General features: G+C 66.0%; 16 protein-coding genes, 2 tRNA genes and 2 pseudogenes. 13 read left to right on the forward strand and 7 right to left on the reverse strand.

Annotated elements, in window-relative coordinates; translation table 11 throughout:
- Positions 1-51 precede the first annotated feature (51 nt).
- Positions 52-1,566: an Asp-tRNA(Asn)/Glu-tRNA(Gln) amidotransferase subunit GatB gene (gatB, locus tag AC5Y4F_RS25970; RefSeq protein ID WP_067932015.1), complete on the forward strand. Its 1,515-nt coding sequence runs from the start codon at positions 52-54 to the stop codon at positions 1,564-1,566.
- A 35-nt stretch (positions 1,567-1,601) separates the two neighbouring features.
- Here the strand turns inward: gatB and AC5Y4F_RS25975 are convergent, their stop codons facing one another.
- Entirely contained in the window at positions 1,602-2,732 is a 1,131-nt protein-coding gene (locus AC5Y4F_RS25975) for a PQQ-dependent sugar dehydrogenase (RefSeq protein ID WP_067932014.1), read from the reverse strand.
- Positions 2,733-2,983: 251 nt separating this feature from the next.
- Between AC5Y4F_RS25975 and AC5Y4F_RS25980 the strand changes: the two genes are divergently transcribed.
- Positions 2,984-3,841: a DoxX family protein gene (locus AC5Y4F_RS25980; RefSeq protein WP_067932013.1), complete on the forward strand. Its 858-nt coding sequence runs from the start codon at positions 2,984-2,986 to the stop codon at positions 3,839-3,841.
- 9 nt (positions 3,842-3,850) lie between these two features.
- Here the strand turns inward: AC5Y4F_RS25980 and AC5Y4F_RS25985 are convergent, their stop codons facing one another.
- Positions 3,851-4,207, reverse strand: coding sequence for a PH domain-containing protein (locus AC5Y4F_RS25985; RefSeq protein WP_067932038.1), 357 nt, complete (start codon positions 4,205-4,207; stop codon positions 3,851-3,853).
- A 411-nt stretch (positions 4,208-4,618) separates the two neighbouring features.
- Here AC5Y4F_RS25985 and AC5Y4F_RS25990 point away from each other — a divergent pair.
- The 3 genes and pseudogenes from AC5Y4F_RS25990 to ilvC all read left to right on the forward strand — a co-directional run bounded on the left by AC5Y4F_RS25990 (position 4,619) and on the right by ilvC (position 8,008).
- Positions 4,619-6,444, forward strand: a pseudogene (locus AC5Y4F_RS25990) (acetolactate synthase large subunit).
- Complete coding sequence (ilvN, locus tag AC5Y4F_RS25995; protein WP_067932010.1) at positions 6,444-6,944, forward strand: acetolactate synthase small subunit; 501 nt, start codon at positions 6,444-6,446, stop codon at positions 6,942-6,944. The pseudogene AC5Y4F_RS25990 and the gene ilvN overlap by 1 nt, the downstream one beginning before the upstream one ends.
- Positions 6,945-7,006: 62 nt before the next feature.
- On the forward strand, positions 7,007-8,008 hold the full coding sequence (ilvC, locus tag AC5Y4F_RS26000) for a ketol-acid reductoisomerase (protein ID WP_067932008.1): 1,002 nt from the start codon (positions 7,007-7,009) through the stop codon (positions 8,006-8,008).
- 71 nt (positions 8,009-8,079) lie between these two features.
- Here the strand turns inward: ilvC and wrbA are convergent, their stop codons facing one another.
- Together wrbA and AC5Y4F_RS26010 are read right to left on the reverse strand one after the other, a co-directional pair.
- Entirely contained in the window at positions 8,080-8,682 is a 603-nt protein-coding gene (gene wrbA / locus AC5Y4F_RS26005) for an NAD(P)H:quinone oxidoreductase (RefSeq protein WP_067932037.1), read from the reverse strand.
- Positions 8,683-8,689: 7 nt separating this feature from the next.
- A pseudogene (locus AC5Y4F_RS26010) lies at positions 8,690-8,845 on the reverse strand (hypothetical protein); the annotation flags it as partial.
- A gap of 11 nt (positions 8,846-8,856) precedes the next feature.
- On the opposite strand from AC5Y4F_RS26010, the gene serA reads away from it, so the two are divergent.
- Together serA and AC5Y4F_RS26020 are read left to right on the forward strand one after the other, a co-directional pair.
- Complete coding sequence (serA, locus tag AC5Y4F_RS26015) at positions 8,857-10,443, forward strand: phosphoglycerate dehydrogenase (RefSeq protein ID WP_067932006.1); 1,587 nt, start codon at positions 8,857-8,859, stop codon at positions 10,441-10,443.
- 37 nt (positions 10,444-10,480) lie between these two features.
- Positions 10,481-11,491, forward strand: coding sequence for a 3-isopropylmalate dehydrogenase (locus AC5Y4F_RS26020; protein WP_067932004.1), 1,011 nt, complete (start codon positions 10,481-10,483; stop codon positions 11,489-11,491).
- Here the strand turns inward: AC5Y4F_RS26020 and AC5Y4F_RS26025 are convergent.
- Complete coding sequence (locus AC5Y4F_RS26025) at positions 11,391-12,695, reverse strand: MFS transporter (RefSeq protein WP_067932002.1); 1,305 nt, start codon at positions 12,693-12,695, stop codon at positions 11,391-11,393. The two genes, AC5Y4F_RS26020 and AC5Y4F_RS26025, sit on opposite strands and share 101 nt — an antisense overlap.
- A gap of 277 nt (positions 12,696-12,972) precedes the next feature.
- Between AC5Y4F_RS26025 and AC5Y4F_RS26030 the strand changes: the two genes are divergently transcribed.
- From AC5Y4F_RS26030 to AC5Y4F_RS26045, 4 genes are all read left to right on the forward strand, one after another.
- Entirely contained in the window at positions 12,973-13,779 is an 807-nt protein-coding gene (locus AC5Y4F_RS26030; protein WP_067932000.1) for a fumarylacetoacetate hydrolase family protein, read from the forward strand.
- A complete protein-coding gene (gene gltX / locus AC5Y4F_RS26035) occupies positions 13,776-15,254 on the forward strand; it encodes a glutamate--tRNA ligase (protein ID WP_082947504.1) in 1,479 nt (492 codons plus the stop codon). Before AC5Y4F_RS26030 ends, gltX begins: the two co-directional genes overlap by 4 nt.
- 151 nt (positions 15,255-15,405) lie before the next feature.
- Positions 15,406-15,477, forward strand: a tRNA-Gln gene (locus AC5Y4F_RS26040).
- Positions 15,478-15,550: 73 nt separating this feature from the next.
- A tRNA-Glu gene (locus AC5Y4F_RS26045) sits at positions 15,551-15,623 on the forward strand.
- Between the two features lie 12 nt (positions 15,624-15,635).
- Here the strand turns inward: AC5Y4F_RS26045 and AC5Y4F_RS26050 are convergent.
- Complete coding sequence (locus AC5Y4F_RS26050; protein WP_067932035.1) at positions 15,636-16,148, reverse strand: pyridoxamine 5'-phosphate oxidase family protein; 513 nt, start codon at positions 16,146-16,148, stop codon at positions 15,636-15,638.
- Positions 16,149-16,279: 131 nt separating this feature from the next.
- On the reverse strand, positions 16,280-16,981 hold the full coding sequence (locus AC5Y4F_RS26055; protein WP_499999492.1) for an IclR family transcriptional regulator: 702 nt from the start codon (positions 16,979-16,981) through the stop codon (positions 16,280-16,282).
- Positions 16,982-17,065: 84 nt separating this feature from the next.
- Here AC5Y4F_RS26055 and leuC point away from each other — a divergent pair, with 84 nt between their 5' ends.
- Positions 17,066-18,505, forward strand: a complete 1,440-nt coding sequence (leuC, locus tag AC5Y4F_RS26060; protein ID WP_499999495.1) for a 3-isopropylmalate dehydratase large subunit — start codon at positions 17,066-17,068, stop codon at positions 18,503-18,505.
- A gap of 25 nt (positions 18,506-18,530) precedes the next feature.
- The gene (leuD, locus tag AC5Y4F_RS26065; protein WP_067932033.1) at positions 18,531-19,127 is read left to right on the forward strand and encodes a 3-isopropylmalate dehydratase small subunit; all 597 of its coding nucleotides are present in this window, start codon (positions 18,531-18,533) and stop codon (positions 19,125-19,127) included.
- Positions 19,128-19,200: the final 73 nt, after the last annotated feature.

Here is a 19,200-nt window from a genome sequence, read left to right on the forward strand (position 1 = left end):
CCCGCTTCGCCCGGCTCCGCCGCGCTCGCGATCACCACTAGGATCGGGCGCATGAGTGTTGCCGCCAGCGCCGATCTGATGGACTACGACGACGTCATCGCGCGTTTCGATCCGGTACTCGGCCTCGAGGTGCATGTGGAGCTGTCCACCGTCACCAAAATGTTCTGCGGCTGCACCACCGCATTCGGCGCCGAACCGAATACCCAGGTATGCCCGGTATGCCTCGGTCTGCCCGGCTCGCTGCCCGTGCTCAACCAGAGCGCGGTCGAGTCGGCCATTCGGATCGGGCTGGCGCTCAATTGCGAAATCGCGCCGTGGTGCCGCTTCGCCCGGAAGAACTACTTCTACCCGGACCAGCCGAAGAACTACCAGATCTCGCAGTACGACGAGCCCATCGCCATTAACGGCTACCTCGAAGCCCCGCTTGAGGACGGCACCACCTGGCGGGTCGAGATCGAGCGCGCGCACATGGAGGAAGACACCGGCAAGCTCACCCACATCGGCAGTGAGACCGGCCGCATCCACGGCGCGACCACATCGTTGATCGACTACAACCGCGCCGGGGTGCCATTGATCGAGATCGTCACCAAACCCATCGAGGGAGCCGGTGCCCGGGCGCCGCAGATCGCCCGAGCCTACGTGACGGCACTGCGAGACCTGTTGCGCGCCTTGAACGTATCCGACGTCCGCATGGATCAGGGCTCCATGCGGTGTGATGCCAACGTGTCGCTGAAGCCGATCGGAACGACCGAGTTCGGCACCCGAACCGAGACCAAGAACGTCAACTCGCTAAAAAGTGTCGAGGTTGCGGTGCGCTACGAAATGCAGCGCCAGGCTGCGATTCTGGCGTCCGGCGGGCGAATCACTCAGGAAACCAGGCACTTTCACGAGACCGGTGGCTACACGAGCCCGGGGCGCACCAAGGAAACCGCCGAGGATTACCGGTATTTCCCGGAGCCGGACTTAGAACCGGTCGCGCCGAGCCGTGAACTGGTAGAGCAGTTACGCCAGACCATTCCCGAGCTGCCGTGGTTGAGCCGCAAACGCATTCAGGACGAGTGGGGCATCTCCGACGAGGTGATGCGCGACCTGGTCAACGCCGGGGCGATCGAATTGGTCACCGCGACCATCGAGCACGGCGCGTCCAGCGAGCAGGCCCGCGCCTGGTGGGGAAACTTTTTGATGCAGAAGGCCAACGAGGCCAACGTGGCGCTGGATGAGCTGGCCATCACGCCCGCGCAGGTCGCCGCGGTGGTGGCTTTGGTCGACGACGGCAAGCTGTCCACCAAGCTGGCCCGCCAGGTGGTCGAGGGTGTGCTGGCCGGGGAGGGCGAGCCCGAAGAGGTGATGACCGCGCGGGGCTTGGCGCTGGTGCGTGACGACTCGGTGACGCAGGCCGCGGTGGACGAGGCGCTGGCCGCCAATCCGGATGTGGCAGAGAAGATCCGCGGCGGCAAGGTGGCCGCGGCCGGCGCGATCGTCGGCGCGGTAATGAAGGCCACCCGCGGCCAGGCCGACGCCGCCCGGGTGCGCGAATTGGTGTTGACCGCCTGCGGGCAGGGTTAGCGGGCTGATCGTACGCCACGCCGCACGGCGAGCGATCAGCTCTTGTCGTCGCTGTTGCGCGGGAATCCGCCGCCCTGCGGGAAGAGTGGGAACACGACGTCGTCCAGCTTCTCTGCGTCCCCGGCCGTCTTGTTAACGGTTGCGCCCCAGACGTTTCCGTCAGGCGACATGCGCAGTGCCCAGGCGTGCGCGTGGGTGTCCTTGCGCACGACGTCGGGTTCACCGGTAACCGCGCCGGTGGCCGCCGCCAGCCGCACCGCGACCGTCAGCTTGGTGTTGATCAGGTTGACCAACACGGTCCCGTCCATCGCCGCGCAGCCGGCCACCCCCGGCTTGTCCGGCCAGGTCCACACCGTGGAAACATCCGACGTTTTGGTGATGCGCTGCAAGCGATCTGCCGTCGGAGTCCGGTCGGCGACATAGAGTGAGCCGTCGACAGGGTCGGTGCACAGGCCGCCGCCGGCACCCACGCCGGTCAGCGCCGTCGTCGGAGGTGCCTGGCCGACGGTGGTGGGCTGCTCGATCCGGAGCACTTTGCCGGCCAGCGATTTGGGGTCGGCGGCCAGCGCCGGATTGCCCGCGTCGCCGGTCATCACGACCAGCGTGGTGGGGCTGGTGAAGATCAACGCTCCGGTGTTCCCGGTGGCGCCCTTGGGGATGCCGGTCAGGATGTCCTTGGGGATGTCGCCGTCGGCGACGCGGATCACCCGGTTGTCGGCCGGCGTGCTGATGTAGGCGTACATCAGGCGGTCCTGCTTGTAGGTGGGCGACATGACGATGTCCATCAAGCCGCCATCGCCGGATGGGTCCACCGGGATCACCGTCTTCACCTTCGGCTCGGCGTTGACGGAGATCTCCTTGACCGCGCCGGTGGTGCGCTCGGCGACGAGCGCGGTCTTGCTGTCGGGGCCCATGATCAAGCCGCTGGTGCTTTCCAGGCAGCCCTGCATCACCCCGGGAGCGGGACAGGCCTTGGGAAACGGTGTGGGCGGCAGTGGCGGCGGCGGGGGAGGCGTCGAGCTGGGCTGCGGCTTCAGCGCGGGGGCCGTGGTGAACGGTTGCGATTGGGCATCGTTGAAGCGCGCGCACCCGCTCGTTACCAGCACGAGGGCGCACAGCGCGGCGAACCCCCGCCGAACCGACCGCCCCGATCGCCCTAGTCGCATGACCGTCAGGCTACGGACACTGCCAGCGGCGCCGCCACACACGCCTCTTGTCCGACGCCGAAAACTCGCTCGCGACCGCTTTGCCACCGCCTCCTTCGGAGGTCCCGCGATTCCCGTCAGGGCCGCCGGGAGCGGTTTGCGGGCCCATTTGGGGCCGATCCGGGCCGATTCGGCGGGCAAACCACCGATTGCCAGGCGAAAGCGCCGCTCAAATCCCCAATTCAGGACTGAATGCCCTTACCCTGACACCCGTGACCAGTCAACCGAATGACGCACATTGGCAACGGCCCGGCGAATCTCCGGAGCCGACCCCGGGACGCCCCGCCTCGGCGCGGCTGGTCGATCCCGAAGATGATCTGACGCCAGTCGGCTACCCCGGCGACTTCAATCCGTCGACCGGGACCACCACCGTCATCCCTTACGGCGGCGCCGCCGCGGTCGCCGGACCCGGCGCCGGGGGCTACAACCTGTTGGAACAGCAGGAGCCCTTGCCCTACGTCGAGCCGCATTCGGCGGCCCGGCACGCTTCCGAGTCCGCCGATGGCCACGATGACGAACACCATGACCGGTTCCACGATGTCGGCCGGCGCGGAACGCAGCATCTCGGTTTGCTGCTGCTGCGCGTCGGGCTGGGTGTGGTACTCGGCGCTCACGGGCTGCAGAAGCTGTTCGGCTGGTGGGGTGGAGCGGGCGTCGCGGGGTTCAAGAACTCACTGTCCGATGTCGGCTATCAGCACGCCGACATCCTCGCCTACGTGAGCGCGGGCGGGGAGGCCGTGGCGGGCGCGCTGCTGATACTCGGCCTGTTCACTCCCCTAGCGGCGGCCGGTGCGCTGGCATTTTTGATCAACGGCCTGCTGGCCAGCGTCTCGGCACGGCCGCACGGGCGAACCTTCTCGTTCTTTTTGCCCGAGGGCCACGAATACCAGATCAGCCTGATCGTCATGGCCGCCGCGATCATCCTGTGCGGACCCGGCCGCTACGGCCTGGACGTGCGCCGCGGCTGGGCGCATCGCCCCTTCATCGGGTCTTTTGTCGCCCTGCTGGCCGGGATCGCGGCCGGCGTCGGGGTCTGGGTGGCCCTCAACGGCGTGAATCCGATCGGCTGATCGGCCTAGTCACTGGTAGGGATTCGGCACCCGCCCCGCGCTGGCCTCGGTCAGCTCCGGCAGGGTGGAGAACGTCACCGCCGGTAACCGCAGCTCGGCGCCGCTTTTGAGGCGCGCGCGCCCCCACGAACCCCGGTGGAAACGCAGCCCGTCGATATCGTCCCAGCGCACCTTCTGGCTGCCGAAAAGCGTCCGCACGGTCACACCCTGGTCGTCGGCGACGGTGCGTAACCGGATGATCAACGCCGATAGCAGCACCGGGAGGATCAGCAGCGGAAGCGACGGCGGCCACAGCAGCACCGGAATCAGCAACCCCAAGGTCAGGAATCCGACGGCCAGATGCGCTATTGGCGACACTTTGATCACGACGGGCGCTGTGGACGGGGTTTGGGGAGATGAGCTGGTGGCCACCCAACCATCATTTCATCCGGCACCAGGGGTCGATCCCGCGAGCACGCGCGTTGCTGCGCCTCGGCCGGCCAACTCGGTGACGGTGGCGCCGACGATTCCGGATTTGACTGCTGAGCTGTGCGAAGGCTACCGTCGGACGCTATGGATACCGCCGGACAGCCCGGGATGCTCGTAGTAATTGGTCGGCGCGTTGGTGCCTGACTTGCCCTTCAGCATTTGAAGCAATCCAGAACCAACGCGCAACCCTCGTGCAGCAGATGAGCTGTCGGGGGTTTTTTGTTGCCCCCAGTGAGACTCCCCAAACGAATAAGGACTGAACGACAGTGAGCGCTCCCATCAGGCAGCACGTCTCCGCGGCGCCCGACGCTGCGGACATCGCCACGGACGCGGCCAAGCCCGCCGCGAAATCCGCGGCCGGCAAGCCGAAACGTATCGGGCCCGAGCAAGTCACCGGCGCACAGTCGGTGATCCGCTCGCTGGAGGAACTTGGCGTAGAGGTCATCTTCGGCATCCCCGGCGGCGCGGTACTGCCCGTCTACGACCCGCTGTTCGACTCGAAGAAGCTGCGCCACGTGCTGGTCCGCCACGAGCAGGGCGCTGGCCACGCCGCCAGTGGCTACGCGCACGCCACCGGCAAGGTGGGCGTCTGCATGGCGACGTCGGGGCCCGGGGCCACCAACCTGGTGACCCCGCTGGCCGACGCTCAGATGGATTCGATCCCCGTCGTCGCCGTCACCGGCCAGGTCGGACGCTCGCTGATCGGCACCGACGCCTTCCAGGAAGCCGACATCTCGGGCATCACGATGCCGATCACCAAGCACAACTTCCTGGTCCGCTCGGGCAACGAGATCCCGCAGGTGCTCGCCGAGGCTTTCCACATCGCCTCCTCGGGCCGCCCCGGCGCGGTGCTCGTCGACATCCCGAAAGACGTGCTCCAGGGCCAGTGCACGTTCACCTGGCCGCCACGCGTCAACCTGCCCGGGTACAAGCCGAACACCAAGCCGCACAGCCGGCAGATCCGCGAGGCCGCCAAGCTGATCGCGGCGGCCCGCAAGCCGGTGCTCTACGTGGGCGGCGGCGTGATCCGCGGTGAAGCGACCGAACAGCTGCGCGAGCTGGCCGAGCTGACCCGCATCCCCGTGGTGACCACGCTGATGGCGCGCGGGGCGTTCCCGGATAGCCATCCGCAGCACATGGGCATGCCCGGCATGCACGGCACCGTCGCCGCGGTGGCGGCGCTGCAGCGCAGCGACCTGCTGATCGCGCTGGGAACCCGCTTCGATGACCGGGTGACCGGGAAGCTGGACACCTTCGCCCCCGAAGCCAAGGTCATTCACGCCGACATCGACCCGGCCGAGATCGGCAAGAACCGCCACGCCGACGTGCCGATCGTCGGCGACGTCAAAGCCGTCATCGCCGAGCTGGTGGAGTTGCTGCGCCAGGACGGCATTCCCGGCAAGGTCGACATGACCGAGTGGTGGGCCTACCTGAACCAAGTTCAGTCCACCTACCCGCTGAGCTACGGGCCGCAGAGCGACGGCAGCCTGGGGCCGGAGTACGTCATCGAAAAACTCGGTAAGCTCGCCGGCCCGGATGCCCTGTACGTGGCCGGCGTCGGCCAGCACCAGATGTGGGCCGCACAATTCATCTCCTACGAAAAGCCGCGCACCTGGCTCAACTCCGGCGGGCTGGGCACTATGGGGTTTGCCATTCCGGCGGCCATGGGCGCCAAGATGGCCCGCCCGGACGCCGAGGTGTGGGCGATCGACGGCGATGGCTGCTTCCAGATGACCAACCAGGAGCTGGCCACCTGCGCGGTCGAAGGTGTGCCGATCAAGGTGGCGCTGATCAACAACGGCAACCTGGGCATGGTGCGCCAGTGGCAGACGCTGTTCTACGACGAGCGTTACTCGCAGACCGATCTGGCCACGCACTCGCATCGCATCCCGGATTTCGTGAAGCTCGCGGAGGCGCTGGGCTGCGTCGGATTACGTTGCGAGCGTGAAGAAGACGTCGAAGACGTGATCAAGGCGGCGCGGGCGATCAACGACCGCCCGGTGGTGATCGACTTCGTCGTCGGCGCCGACGCGCAGGTGTGGCCGATGGTGGCCGCCGGCACCAGCAATGACGAGATCCAGGCGGCGCGCGGAATCCGTCCGCTGTTCGACGACGAGAGCGAAGGCCACGCCTGATGCACACGCACACTCTGTCGGTGTTGGTCGAGGACAAACCCGGCGTGCTCGCCCGGGTGGCGGCGCTGTTCTCGCGGCGCGGGTTCAACATCGAGTCGCTGGCCGTGGGCGCCACCGAGCAGAAGGACATGTCGCGGATGACCATTGTGGTCTCCGCCGAGGAGACCCCGCTCGAGCAAATCACCAAGCAGCTCAACAAGCTGATCAACATCATCAAGATCGTCGAGCTCGACGACGACAACTCGGTGTCACGCGAACTGGCGCTGATCAAGGTGCGCGCCGACGCCGGCGTCCGCAGCCAAGTGATCGAAGCGGTGAATCTGTTCCGCGCCAAGGTGATCGACGTGTCGACAGAGGCGCTGACCATTGAGGCGACGGGTGACCGCGGCAAGATCGAGGCGCTGCTGCGGGTCCTGGAACCCTTCGGGATTCGCGAAATCGTCCAATCCGGAGTGGTGTCGTTGGCCCGCGGTCCGCGCGGAATCGGCACGGCCAAATAGATTTTCAGCGCAAACAAGAAGGAGATAGAGAAGTGGCTAACCCGTCTGGGGAGACATTGCCGATGTTTTACGACGACGATGCGGACCTGACGATCATCCAGGGTCGCAAGGTCGGTGTCATCGGATACGGCAGCCAAGGACACGCGCACTCGCTGAGCCTGCGCGATTCCGGTGTGCAGGTGAAGGTGGGCCTCAAGGAGGGTTCGAAGTCGCGGGCCAAGGTCTCCGAGCAGGGACTGGAGGTGGACACCCCGGCCGAGGTCGCCAAGTGGGCCGACGTCATCATGCTGCTGGCGCCCGACACCGCGCAGGCCGACATCTTCAAGAACGACATCGAACCCAACCTGAAGGATGGGGACGCGTTGTTCTTCGGTCACGGGCTCAACATCCACTTCGACCTGATCAAGCCGCCGGCCAACGTCACCGTCGCGATGGTCGCCCCCAAGGGACCCGGCCACCTGGTGCGTCGTCAGTTCGTCGACGGCAAGGGTGTGCCCGCGCTGATCGCCGTCGACCAGGACCCGAACGGCGACGGCGAGGCGCTCGCGCTGTCCTACGCCAAGGCCATCGGCGGCACCCGCGCCGGTGTCATCAAGACCACCTTCAAGGACGAGACCGAGACCGATCTGTTCGGTGAGCAGGCCGTGTTGTGCGGTGGCACAGAGGAATTGGTGAAAGCCGGTTTCGATGTGATGGTCGAGGCCGGCTACCCGCCGGAGATGGCCTACTTCGAGGTGCTGCACGAACTCAAGCTGATCGTCGACCTGATGTACGAGGGCGGCATCGCGCGGATGAACTACTCGGTCTCCGACACCGCGGAATTCGGCGGCTACCTCTCCGGCCCACGAGTCATCGACGCCGGCACCAAGGAGCGGATGCGAGAGATCCTGCGCGACATTCAGAACGGCGACTTCACCAAGAAGCTGGTCGCCAACGTCGAAGGCGGCAACAAGCAACTCGAGCAATTGCGCAAAGAAAACGCCGAGCACCCCATCGAGATCACCGGCAAGAAGTTGCGCGACCTGATGAGCTGGGTCGACCGGCCGATTACCGAAACCGCCTAGTTTATTTGCGCCGAACGTGCACTCAGGGCGAATATTTTGCGACTTTTTCGCCGTGAGTGCACGTTCGACGGCTACGACGCCGCAAGGCGCCCCGCCGTCTCGACCACCCGGCGGGCCAGATGTTCGAGGGCGGTGCCGGTGGGCTCGTCGAATTCCTTGATGTTGTCGTGGGTGGTGACCAGGCTCACCCCATAGGGATTGCCATCGACGAACTTGCACGGGTCGGTGTATCCCGGCGGCACGATGATGCCGCCGAAGTGCATCAGCGTGATGTACAGCGAGAGCAGGGTGGTTTCCTGACCGCCATGGATGGTGTTGGACGACGTGAAGCCCGCGTACACCTTGTCCGCGAGCTTGCCCTGCGCCCACAGCCCACCCAGCGAATCGAGGAATGCGCGCAATTGCGCTGCCGGAGAGCCGAACCGGGTCGGTGACCCGAAGATCACCGCATCGGCCCAGACGATGTCGTCGCCGGTGGCCGACGGAAGGTCCTTGGTGGCCTCGTAGTTCGCCGTCCAGGCGGGGTTGTGGGCGAACGATTCGGGATCCAGCGTTTCGGCGACGTGCCGCAGGCGGACTTCGGCCCCCGCCGATTCGGCCGCGGCGGCAACGCGGTGCGCCATCGTGGTGCCGTGGCCGGTGGCCGAGTAGTAGATGATCGCGAGTTTCGTCACGGGCGTCATCGTAGGCGCACCGGTGCCCGCGCCCCCGGCGAAAGGCCGGCTGAGCTTCGGCGACCTGCACTTTCAGGCGGGCCCGGGGGAAGAATAGGGCGGCGGGCAGCCCGTGGGGTCCGCTCCCGACGACGGTGACGTCAACGCGTCGATTACAGCCGATAGGCTGGCCGGGTGAATCTGCCTGTTGTACTCATTGCCGACAAGCTAGCCGAATCAACCGTCGCCGCCCTGGGCGACCAGGTAGAGGTGCGCTGGGTAGACGGCCCCGATCGCGAGAAGCTGCTGGCGGCGGTGCCGGAGGCCGATGCGCTGCTGGTGCGTTCGGCCACCACCGTCGACGCCGAGGTGTTGGCCGCGGCGCCCAAGCTGAAGATCGTCGCCCGCGCCGGAGTAGGCCTGGACAACGTCGACGTCGACGCCGCCACCGAGCGCGGTGTGCTGGTGGTCAACGCGCCGACGTCGAACATTCACAGTGCCGCCGAGCATGCGCTCGCGCTGCTGCTGTCCGCCGCCCGGCAGATCCCCGCCGCCGATGCTTCGCTGCGCGAGCACGCCTGGAAGCGGTCGTCCTTCTCGGGCACCGAGATCTTCGGCAAGACGGTCGGCGTTGTGGGCCTGGGCCGCATCGGGCAGTTGGTCGCGCAGCGGCTCAGCGCCTTCGGCACCCACCTGATCGCCTACGACCCCTACGTGTCGCCCGCCCGTGCCGCACAGTTGGGCATCGAGTTGCTGACGCTGGACGAACTGTTGACGCGCGCCGACTTCATCTCGGTGCACTTGCCGAAGACGCCCGAAACCGCGGGTTTGATCGACAAGGATGCGCTGGCGAAGGCCAAGCCGGGCGTCATCATCGTCAACGCGGCCCGCGGTGGTCTGGTGGACGAGGCCGCGCTGGCCGACGCGGTGCGCAGTGGCCACGTGCGCGCGGCCGGTCTGGACGTCTTCTCCAAAGAGCCCTGCACCGATAGCCCGCTGTTCGAGCTGCCGCAGGTGGTGGTCACTCCGCATCTGGGGGCATCGACCGAAGAGGCGCAAGACCGGGCCGGCACCGACGTCGCCGCAAGCGTGAAACTCGCGCTGGCCGGGGAATTCGTTCCCGACGCGGTCAATGTCGGCGGCGGGGTGGTCAACGAGGAGGTGGCGCCCTGGCTGGACCTGGTGCGCAAGCTCGGGGTGTTGGCCGCCACGCTGTCCGACGGTCCGCCGGTGTCGTTGTCGGTGCAGGTGCGCGGTGAGCTGGCCTCCGAAGATGTTGAGGTGCTTAAGCTTTCGGCGCTGCGCGGGTTGTTCTCGGCTGTCGTCGAGGGGCCGGTGACGTTCGTCAACGCCCCGGCGCTGGCCGACGAACGTGGCATCATAGCCGAAATCAGCACCGCGTCGGAAAGCCCGAACCACCGCAGCGTGGTCGACGTACGCGCGGTAGCGCCCGATGGCACCGCCGCCAACGTCGCCGGCACCCTGTCCGGACCACAGCTGGTGGAAAAGATCGTGCAGATCAACGGCCGCAACTTCGATCTGCGCGCCCAAGGTATCAACCTGGTGATCAACTATGTCGACCAGCCCGGCGCGCTGGGCAAGATCGGCACTCTGCTGGGTTCGGCCGGGGTGAACATCGAAGCGGCGCAGCTTTCCGAGGACACGGAAGGTCCGAGTGCGACGATCCTGCTGCGGCTGGATCAAGACGTACCGGGCGACGTGCGGGCCGAAATCGGCGCAGCCGTCGGCGCCAACAAGCTTGAGGTGGTTGATCTGTCGTGACCGTTGATGCGCGCCGACGCGATGTAAAGCGGCGCCGATGAAGCTGGCGGTGATAGAGGGCGACGGTATTGGCCCCGAAGTCATTTCCGAGGCCATCAAAGTCCTGGACACGGTCCTGCCCGGGGTGGACAAGACCAGCTACGACCTGGGGGCGCGGCGGTACCACGCCACCGGAGAGCTACTGCCGGACTCGGTCGTCGACGAGCTGCGCGCGCATGACGCCATACTGCTCGGTGCTATCGGGGACCCGTCGGTGCCCAGCGGGGTGCTGGAGCGAGGGTTGTTGCTGCGCCTGCGTTTCGAGCTGGACCACCACATCAACTTGCGGCCGGGCCGGCTTTATCCAGGAGTGAACAGCCCGCTGGCCGGCAACCCCGAGATCGACTTCGTGGTGGTGCGCGAGGGGACCGAAGGTCCTTACACCGGCACCGGCGGCGCCATCCGCGTCGGAACTCCCAACGAAGTGGCGACGGAGGTAAGCCAGAACACGGCTTTCGGTGTGCGTCGCGTGGTGGTCGACGCGTTCGAGCGGGCCCGGCGACGGCGCAAGCACTTGACATTGGTGCACAAAACCAACGTGTTGACCTTCGCCGGCAGGCTGTGGTCGCGCATCGTGACCGAGGTCGGCCGGGACTACCCCGACGTCGAGGTGGCGTATCAACATATCGACGCCGCGACCATCTTCATGGTCACCGACCCCGGTCGCTTCGACGTGATCGTCACCGACAACCTATTCGGCGACATCATCACCGACCTGTCCGCAGCGGTGTGCGGCGGAATTGGCTTGGCGGCCAGTGGAAATATCGATGGCACGCGGACCAACCCCTCGATGTTCGAGCCGGTACACGGCAGCGCTCCGGACATCGCCGGGCAGGGCATCGCCGATCCGACCGCAGCCGTCATGTCGGTGGCGCTGCTGCTCGCCCATCTCGGCGAGGAAGCCGCCGCTACGCGGGTGGACCGGGCCGTCGAGCAGTATTTGGCGACGCGTGGAAGCGAACGGCGCGCCACCACCGAAATCGGCGAACGGATTGCTGCCGGGCTCTAGTCTCCAGGCCGGGCGGCAGCAACCGCGCCGGCACCAGCGGCACCGCCGCCAAGGGGAACAACGCGCACAACAGCCATGCCGGTGGGTATTTCGCGGCCGAGATCAAGGCTCCGAACAGTGGGGGACCGGCCGCAGCAACCATCCGCTGGGTGGTGTTCTGGATGCCCAGGGCTCGCCCACTCCAGTACGGCCCGGCGAATTCGGTGATTGCGGTGGCTTCCAGCCCGTTGTCGAGGACCGCGATCACCGTGATGGCTACCATCAGCACCGCTTGCCAGCGACTGTTCAGGTAATCGGCCCACGCCAGCAACACAAGGATCAGCACGGCTGCGGCCGCGATGTAGCGCACCGGTCGCATGCGTGAGCCGAGCCGATCGGACCAACGGCCCACGGCCACGCGACCGAGCGCGCCGAGCAGCTGCGAGAGAGTCACCAACCCGCCGGCGGCTGCGACAGACCAGTGCAAGTTCTTGATCAGCCATACCAGCATGAACGTGATGGTCACCGTTTGCGGCATCATCAACAGACCTGCCACTGCGTGAATTCGCCACAGTGTCAACGACCCTCGGTAAGGGCTGGCGAGTTCCTGATTGCTTGCGCTGGCACGGGGTTTGCGTGGCGGGTCGACGACTCCGACGACGCTCGCTATCGCTCCGACCGCGCACGCGAACGCGGCGAATCGAAGGCCGGCCTGTGGCCCGTGTTCGGCAAGCTCGGGAATTACCAATGCGCCCAACGCGATTCCTAATGGTTGCGCAGTTTGGCGGATGCCCATCGCCAGTCCGCGCTGGTGTGGCGGAAACCAGGCGGACACCAGCCGCCCACCGGCCGTGTTGCAACTGGCGGCGGCCATACCACCGAGAAACAGGTATACGGCGATCATCACGATCGAATGCGCCGAGGCCGCGGCGTAGGCGGCTATCGCGGTGAGCGCCGAGCCGGTGGTCATGACCACCCGCTCGCCGACCCGGTCCAACACGTACCCCCAGAGCACCAGCGTGACCACCATGCCCCAGCTGGGCATCGAGGCCAGCAGACCGGCTTCGTCCAGCCGTATTCCACGCGCGGCTTGCAGCGACGGGATGAGGAACGCGACGCCATTGATGAAGAGGAAGGAACTCGCCGTTGCCAGCAGCGAAACGATCATGATTGACCAGCGCGCGCCCGCACCCAGTTCGGGCGTCGCGGCCGGGTCGGTCTGCATTCCCCATGCTTGCATACCTGCGCGAAATTCAGGGGTAGGACTGGTGCCGGTGCTCGCCAGTGCCATGCCGGCCCGAGGCCCCGCCGACTAGGCGAGATGGGCCGATGGTGACGGCCCGCCACGCCCGGCTACGCCGCGCTCGCGACCGTCACTAGCTCCGATGGTGACGGCCCGCCACGCCCGGCTACGCCGCGCTCGCGACCGTCACTGGCTCCGACGGTGGCAGCCCGCTACGCCCGGCTACGCCGCGCTCGCGACCGTCACTAGGCTCAACCAAATGCGCCTTGGTCGAATCGCCAGCCCGGAAGGTGTCGCCTTCGTCAGTATCGAAGGTGAACTCAACGCCCCAGCCGAGATGATCGCGCGCGAGATCGCCGAACATCCATTCGGCACGCCCAACTTCACCGGGCGATCATGGCCGCTGGCCGACGTGCGGCTGCTCGCCCCGATACTGGCCAGCAAGGTGGTGTGTGTAGGCAAGAACTACACCGATCACATCGCCGAAATGAAGGATATGACCGGCCCGGCGCCGGTGGATCCGGTGATCTTCCTCAAACCCAACACCGCGATCATCGGGCCGAACGTGCCTATTCGATTGCCGGCCAACGCATCACCGGTGCACTTCGAGGGTGAGCTCGGGGTCGTCATCGGCCGGCCCTGCAAGGACGTCTCGGCCGCTCAGGCGGCGGAGAACATCCTCGGCTACACCGTCGGCAATGACGTGACGGCGCGCGATCAACAAAAATCCGATGGCCAGTGGACCAGGGCCAAGGGGCATGACACTTTCTGCCCGGTGGGGCCGTGGATCGTCACCGACCTCAAACCCCTGGACCCGGGCGATCTGGACCTGCGCACCGAGGTCAACGGCGATGTCAAGCAGCACAGCCGTACCTCGCTGCTGATTCACGACATCGGTTCGATCGTCGAGTTCATTTCGGCGGTGATGACCTTGCTGCCGGGCGACATAATCCTCACCGGAACGCCGGCAGGTGTCGGCCCCATCGAGGACGGCGACACCGTCTCCATCACCATCGAGGGCATCGGCACCCTGACCAATCCCGTGGTCCGCAAAGGAAAATCGTGACTGCACCAGCCCGAGTCCGCGTCCGATTCTGTCCCTCGCCCACCGGCACACCGCACGTCGGAATGGTCCGCACGGCGCTGTTCAATTGGGCCTACGCCCGACACACCGGGGGCACCTTCGTGTTTCGCATCGAGGACACCGATGCGCAGCGCGACAGCGAGGAGAGCTATCTGGCGCTGCTGGACGCGCTGCGCTGGCTGGGCCTGGATTGGGACGAGGGACCAGAGGTGGGCGGACCCTACGCCCCCTACCGCCAGTCGCTACGCGGTGAGATCTATCACGACGTGGTGGCCAGGCTGCTCGAAGCCGGAGAGGCGTACTACGCGTTTTCGACGCCGGAGGAAGTCGAGGCGCGCCACGTCGCCGCGGGCCGTAATCCGAAGCTGGGCTACGACAATTTCGACCGGCAGCTGACCGATTCGCAGCGCGCCGCGTTCCTGACGGAGGGCCGTAAACCCGTGGTGCGGTTGCGGATGCCCGACGAAGACCTCGTGTGGGAGGATCTGGTTCGCGGCACCACCAGCTTCGCGGCCGGGTCCGTGCCCGACTTCGCGTTGACCCGCGCCAACGGAGATCCGTTGTACACCTTGGTCAACCCGTGCGATGACGCGCTGATGAAGATCACCCATGTGCTGCGGGGAGAGGACCTGCTGCCGTCGACGCCGCGCCAGCTTGCGCTGTATCAGGCGCTGATCCGGATCGGTGTCGCCGAGCGCACTCCGCAGTTTGCGCACCTCCCAACGGTATTGGGCGAGGGAACCAAAAAGCTCTCCAAGCGCGACCCGCAGTCGAACCTGTTTGCTCACCGCGACCGGGGCTTCATCCCCGAAGGGTTGCTCAACTATCTCGCGTTGCTCGGCTGGGCCATCGCCGACGACCACGATGTGTTCACCCTTGAGGAGATGGTGGCCGCGTTCGACGTGGTCAACGTCAACTCCAATCCCGCCCGCTTCGACCAGAAGAAGGCCGACGCGCTCAACGCCGAGCACATCCGGATGCTGACGGCCGACGACTTCGCCGCAAGGTTGCGCGACTATCTCGACGTTCACGGTCATCGCCTCGAACTGGATGACGCAAGCTTCGCCACCGCGGCCGGCCTGGTCCAGACCCGCATCGTGGTCCTCGGTGACGCGTGGGACCTGCTGAAGTTCCTCAACGACGACGACTACGCGCTCGACCCCAAGGCCGTCGCCAAGGAACTGGGAGCTGACGGCGCCGCGGTTCTGGACGCGGCGCTGCCCGCACTGGACGCCGTGGCGAATTGGACCGCTCCGCAGATCGAAGCCGCGCTCAAGGCCGCGCTCATCGAGAAGCTGGGCCTCAAACCGCGCAAGGCGTTCGGTCCGATCAGGGTGGGGGCGACCGGAACGACCGTCAGCCCACCGTTGTTCGAGTCGTTGGAGCTGCTGGGCCGCGACCGCAGCATGCGGCGACTGCGGGCGGCGCGGGAGACGGCGGGGCGGGACCCCGCTTGAGCGCCCGGGACCGCGTGTGCGGAGTGTCCGTCGAGACTTTGGTAGTCTGCACTGCGGTTTACCGAAAGGCCGACAACGGCTGGCGGCGGCGGACTCCAAAGCGCTTATGAAAGCCCGCAATCGACGCTGACCAGCGGTTTTAGGCAGCCAATGGGGTATGGTGTAATTGGCAACACAGCTGATTCTGGTTCAGCCATTCTAGGTTCGAGTCCTGGTACCCCAGCAAAACTCTGGCCGTTCCCAGCGATTAGGTGGGCTTAACAGGGTGAGCTATGCTGACTGCTCGGATCGTTTCTGGCCCCGTCGTCTAGCGGCCTAGGACGCCGCCCTCTCACGGCGGTAGCGTGGGTTCGAATCCCATCGGGGCTACAAATATCGCGGCTACTGGTCGGTCCCCAGCACCGCTGGTGCTGTCGATCCGCCCACCGGCATGGCCGGCAATCCGAGTTTGCGATGATCCCACGAACGAGCCCGGCGGGTCACGATGCGAACGCAGACCCGCTTGTTCATCATCTGCTCGACGAACGGTTTCATGTCGTCGTCATAGGGACCGGTGTAGCGCTCCCAGACGCTGACGCCCACGCGGTGCGAGACGTCGGGATCGTCGACGATTTCGGCGACGCCCTCGAAGGACACCCCGCGCAATGTGTCGTAAGTGTGGCCGTCCTCGATCAGAAAGCTGACTCGCGGATCACGCTTGAGGTTGATGGCTTTCTGCGATTTGGCCTTGGTCTCCAGCCAGATCTCGCCGTCGACGACGGCGTACCACATTGCGGTCAAGTGAGGCTGCCCGTCGGCGCCGATGGTGGCCAGCGTGCCGGTGCGGCTTTTCACGACGAATTCAGCGATCTCGTCTTCGGACATGACGATGCTCGCGCGCTGATTGGTTCCCATGCCGGTCAGTCTGTCAGGCGGACCGCGGTCACTGTGCATTGGTGGCGTTGAGCGTGCATCCACGGCGACAAATTCCCCTTGAGCCCAAGCCGATCACGCCGCCCTGGACGCACACTCGCGGCCGGAACGGGTCAGAGGCGGCGGGTGATTGCTTCGGCGGCGGACAGCAGATCGGCCGCCCAGCGCGCCCCAGGGCGCCGGCCGATCCGGTCGATGGGACCCGAGACAGAGATGGCCGCGACGACGGTCCCGCGGCCATCGCGCACCGGCGCCGACACACTCGCCACCCCCGGCTCGCGCTCGGCCACGCTTTGAGCCCAGCCGCGGCGCCGCACTTCGGCCAATGTTCGTTCGGTGAATTTCGCGGTCGCGAGCACCGATTTCTGGGTGGCCGCGTCGCTATGGGCCAGTAGCACTTTGGCGCCCGATCCGGCCGTCATCGGCAATCGCGCCCCGACCGGAACCGTATCGCGAAGGCCCGCAGCGGGTTCCAGTGCGGCCACGCAAACGCGGTCGGCGCCCTCGCGACGGTAGAGCTGCACGCTCTCCCCGGTCGTTTCGCGCAGCTGCGGCAGCACCGCGGTGCTGGCGGTCAAAAGCGGATCGTTGACGTGGGCGGCGAGTTCGGTGACGGCGGGACCGAGCAGCCAGCGTCCTTCGTCGTCACGTGCCAGCAGACGGTGGACTTCGAGGGCGGCGGCCAGCCGGTATGCCGTGGCGCGGGGTAAAGAGGTCCGCTCACACAGTTCGGCTAATCCACAGGGTGATTGGGAGATCGTGTGCAGGATACCCACAGCTTTGTCCAGGACGCCGATGCCGCTATGCTGTCTCACAAGGAGATACTAGCGTCTCGTATGATGAGATCACAGCCGAATGATCGGCGAGCCGCTAACGAGGCGAAGTGAGGCGAGTTCGAGATGGGAATCGACCAAGGGGCGGCGGAGGTCGCCACCAAACCGCGCACCCTGGCCGAAAAAGTTTGGGATGGCCACGTCGTGGTATCCGGTGGTGCCAGCGAGCCCGACTTGATCTACATCGACCTGCATCTGGTGCACGAGGTAACCAGCCCGCAGGCCTTCGACGGCCTGCGCCTGGCCGGCCGGCAGGTGCGTCGGCCCGACTTGACGCTGGCTACCGAGGACCACAACGTTCCGACTACCGATATCGACAAGCCGATCGCCGACCCGGTGTCGCGGACCCAGGTCGAGACTTTGCGGCGAAATTGTGCCGAATTCGGTGTGCGGCTATATCCGATGGGCGACCTCGAGCAGGGCATCGTGCATGTGGTCGGGCCGCAGCTGGGCCTCACTCAGCCCGGAATGACGGTCGTCTGTGGTGACAGCCACACCTCGACGCACGGCGCATTCGGCGCGCTGGCCATGGGAATTGGCACCTCGGAGGTCGAGCACGTGCTCGCCACCCAGACCTTGCCGCTGCGGCCGTTCAAGACGATGGCGGTCAATGTAGATGGGGAGCTGCCAGCCGGTGTGACGGCCAAGGACATCATTCTCGCCCTGATCGCCAAGATCGGTACCGGCGGTGGGCAGGGCCACGTCATCGAATATCGAGGCAGCGCCATCGAATCGCTGTCGATGGAAGGCCGGATGACCGTCTGCAATATGAGCATCGAAGCCGGGGCTCGGGCGGGAATGGTGGCTCCAGACGAAACCACGTTCGAGTTCCTGCGTGACCGCCCGCACGCCCCGCGAGGTGCGCAATGGGATGCGGCGATGAGTTATTGGCAGCAGCTGCACACCGACCCCGGTGCCGAATTCGACACCGAGGTCTACCTCGACGCCGCGTCCCTGAGCCCGTTCGTGACGTGGGGCACCAACCCCGGGCAGGGTGTGCCGTTGGGCGACGCCGTGCCGGATCCCGAGCTGATGGCCGACGACGCCCAGCGCCAGGCGGCTGAGAAAGCCTTGGCATATATGGACCTTCGGCCGGGCACGCCGATGCGTGATGTCGCCGTTGACACGGTGTTCGTGGGCTCTTGCACCAACGGTCGTATCGAAGATCTGCGGGCCGTCGCCGACGTGCTGCGGGGCCGCACGGTCGCGCCGGGAGTGCGGATGCTCGTCGTGCCGGGTTCGATGCGGGTGCGCGCGCAGGCCGAAGCCGAAGGGCTGGGCGAGGTTTTCACCGCCGCGGGGGCCGAATGGCGCCAAGCCGGGTGCTCAATGTGCCTGGGGATGAATCCCGACCAGCTTGCGCCGGGCGAGCGATGCGCCGCGACGTCCAACCGCAACTTCGAAGGACGCCAGGGTAAAGGCGGCCGCACGCATTTGGTGTCTCCGGCGGTTGCCGCAGCGACGGCGGTTCGCGGCAGATTGTCAGCTCCAGCCGATTTGAGCTGACGTATTCGACTTTGAAGGGATGACCATGGAAGCATTTCACACCCACACCGGTATCGGTGTGCCGCTGCGACGATCCAATGTCGACACCGATCAGATCATTCCGGCGGAGTATTTGAAGCGCGTCACCCGAACCGGTTTCGAGGACGGATTGTTCGCGAGTTGGCGCTCGGATCCGTCATTCGTGCTAAATCTCAGCCCCTTTGACCGTGGGTCAGTGCTAGTGGCAGGACCCGATTTCGGGACGGGATCGTCGCGTGAGCATGCGGTGTGGGCACTGATGGACTACGGGTTCCGGGTGGTCATCTCGTCTCGATTCGGTGACATTTTCCGGGGCAACGCCGGCAAGGCGGGGCTGCTGGCGGCCGAAGTTTCTCAGGACGGCGTGGAACTGCTCTGGAAGCTCATCGAGCAGAGTCCGGGCTTGGAAATCACTGTCAATCTTCAAGATCGAAATATCACCGCGGGAACGACGGTGCTGCCGTTCAAGATTGACGACCATACCGCTTGGCGACTGCTCGAAGGTCTTGACGATATAGCCCTTACGCTGCGGAAACTCGACGCAATCGAGGCATTCGAGGCGGCGTATCCGGACTGGAAACCGCGCACTCTATCGGCCTCTTGAACGGCTGCGTGAAGCCGACTTTCTGCTTGATCGGCTAACTAAACCGAGCCGATTTTTAATGCCCTCCACCGGT

This window comes from Mycobacterium sp. NGS56, from assembly GCF_059812425.1.

Coding starts and splice junctions, on each gene's coding strand:
- AC5Y4F_RS25975 (WP_067932014.1), bottom strand. CDS start 2,732: ATGCGACTAGGGCGATCGGGGCGGTCGGTTCGGCGGGGGTTCGCCGCG.
- AC5Y4F_RS26050 (WP_067932035.1), bottom strand. CDS start 16,148: ATGGGAACCAATCAGCGCGCGAGCATCGTCATGTCCGAAGACGAGATC.
- ilvC (WP_067932008.1), top strand. CDS start 7,007: ATGTTTTACGACGACGATGCGGACCTGACGATCATCCAGGGTCGCAAG.
- AC5Y4F_RS26025 (WP_067932002.1), bottom strand. CDS start 12,695: ATGCAGACCGACCCGGCCGCGACGCCCGAACTGGGTGCGGGCGCGCGC.
- gatB (WP_067932015.1), top strand. CDS start 52: ATGAGTGTTGCCGCCAGCGCCGATCTGATGGACTACGACGACGTCATC.
- leuD (WP_067932033.1), top strand. CDS start 18,531: ATGGAAGCATTTCACACCCACACCGGTATCGGTGTGCCGCTGCGACGA.
- AC5Y4F_RS26030 (WP_067932000.1), top strand. CDS start 12,973: ATGCGCCTTGGTCGAATCGCCAGCCCGGAAGGTGTCGCCTTCGTCAGT.
- leuC (WP_499999495.1), top strand. CDS start 17,066: ATGGGAATCGACCAAGGGGCGGCGGAGGTCGCCACCAAACCGCGCACC.
- ilvN (WP_067932010.1), top strand. CDS start 6,444: ATGCACACGCACACTCTGTCGGTGTTGGTCGAGGACAAACCCGGCGTG.
- AC5Y4F_RS26020 (WP_067932004.1), top strand. CDS start 10,481: ATGAAGCTGGCGGTGATAGAGGGCGACGGTATTGGCCCCGAAGTCATT.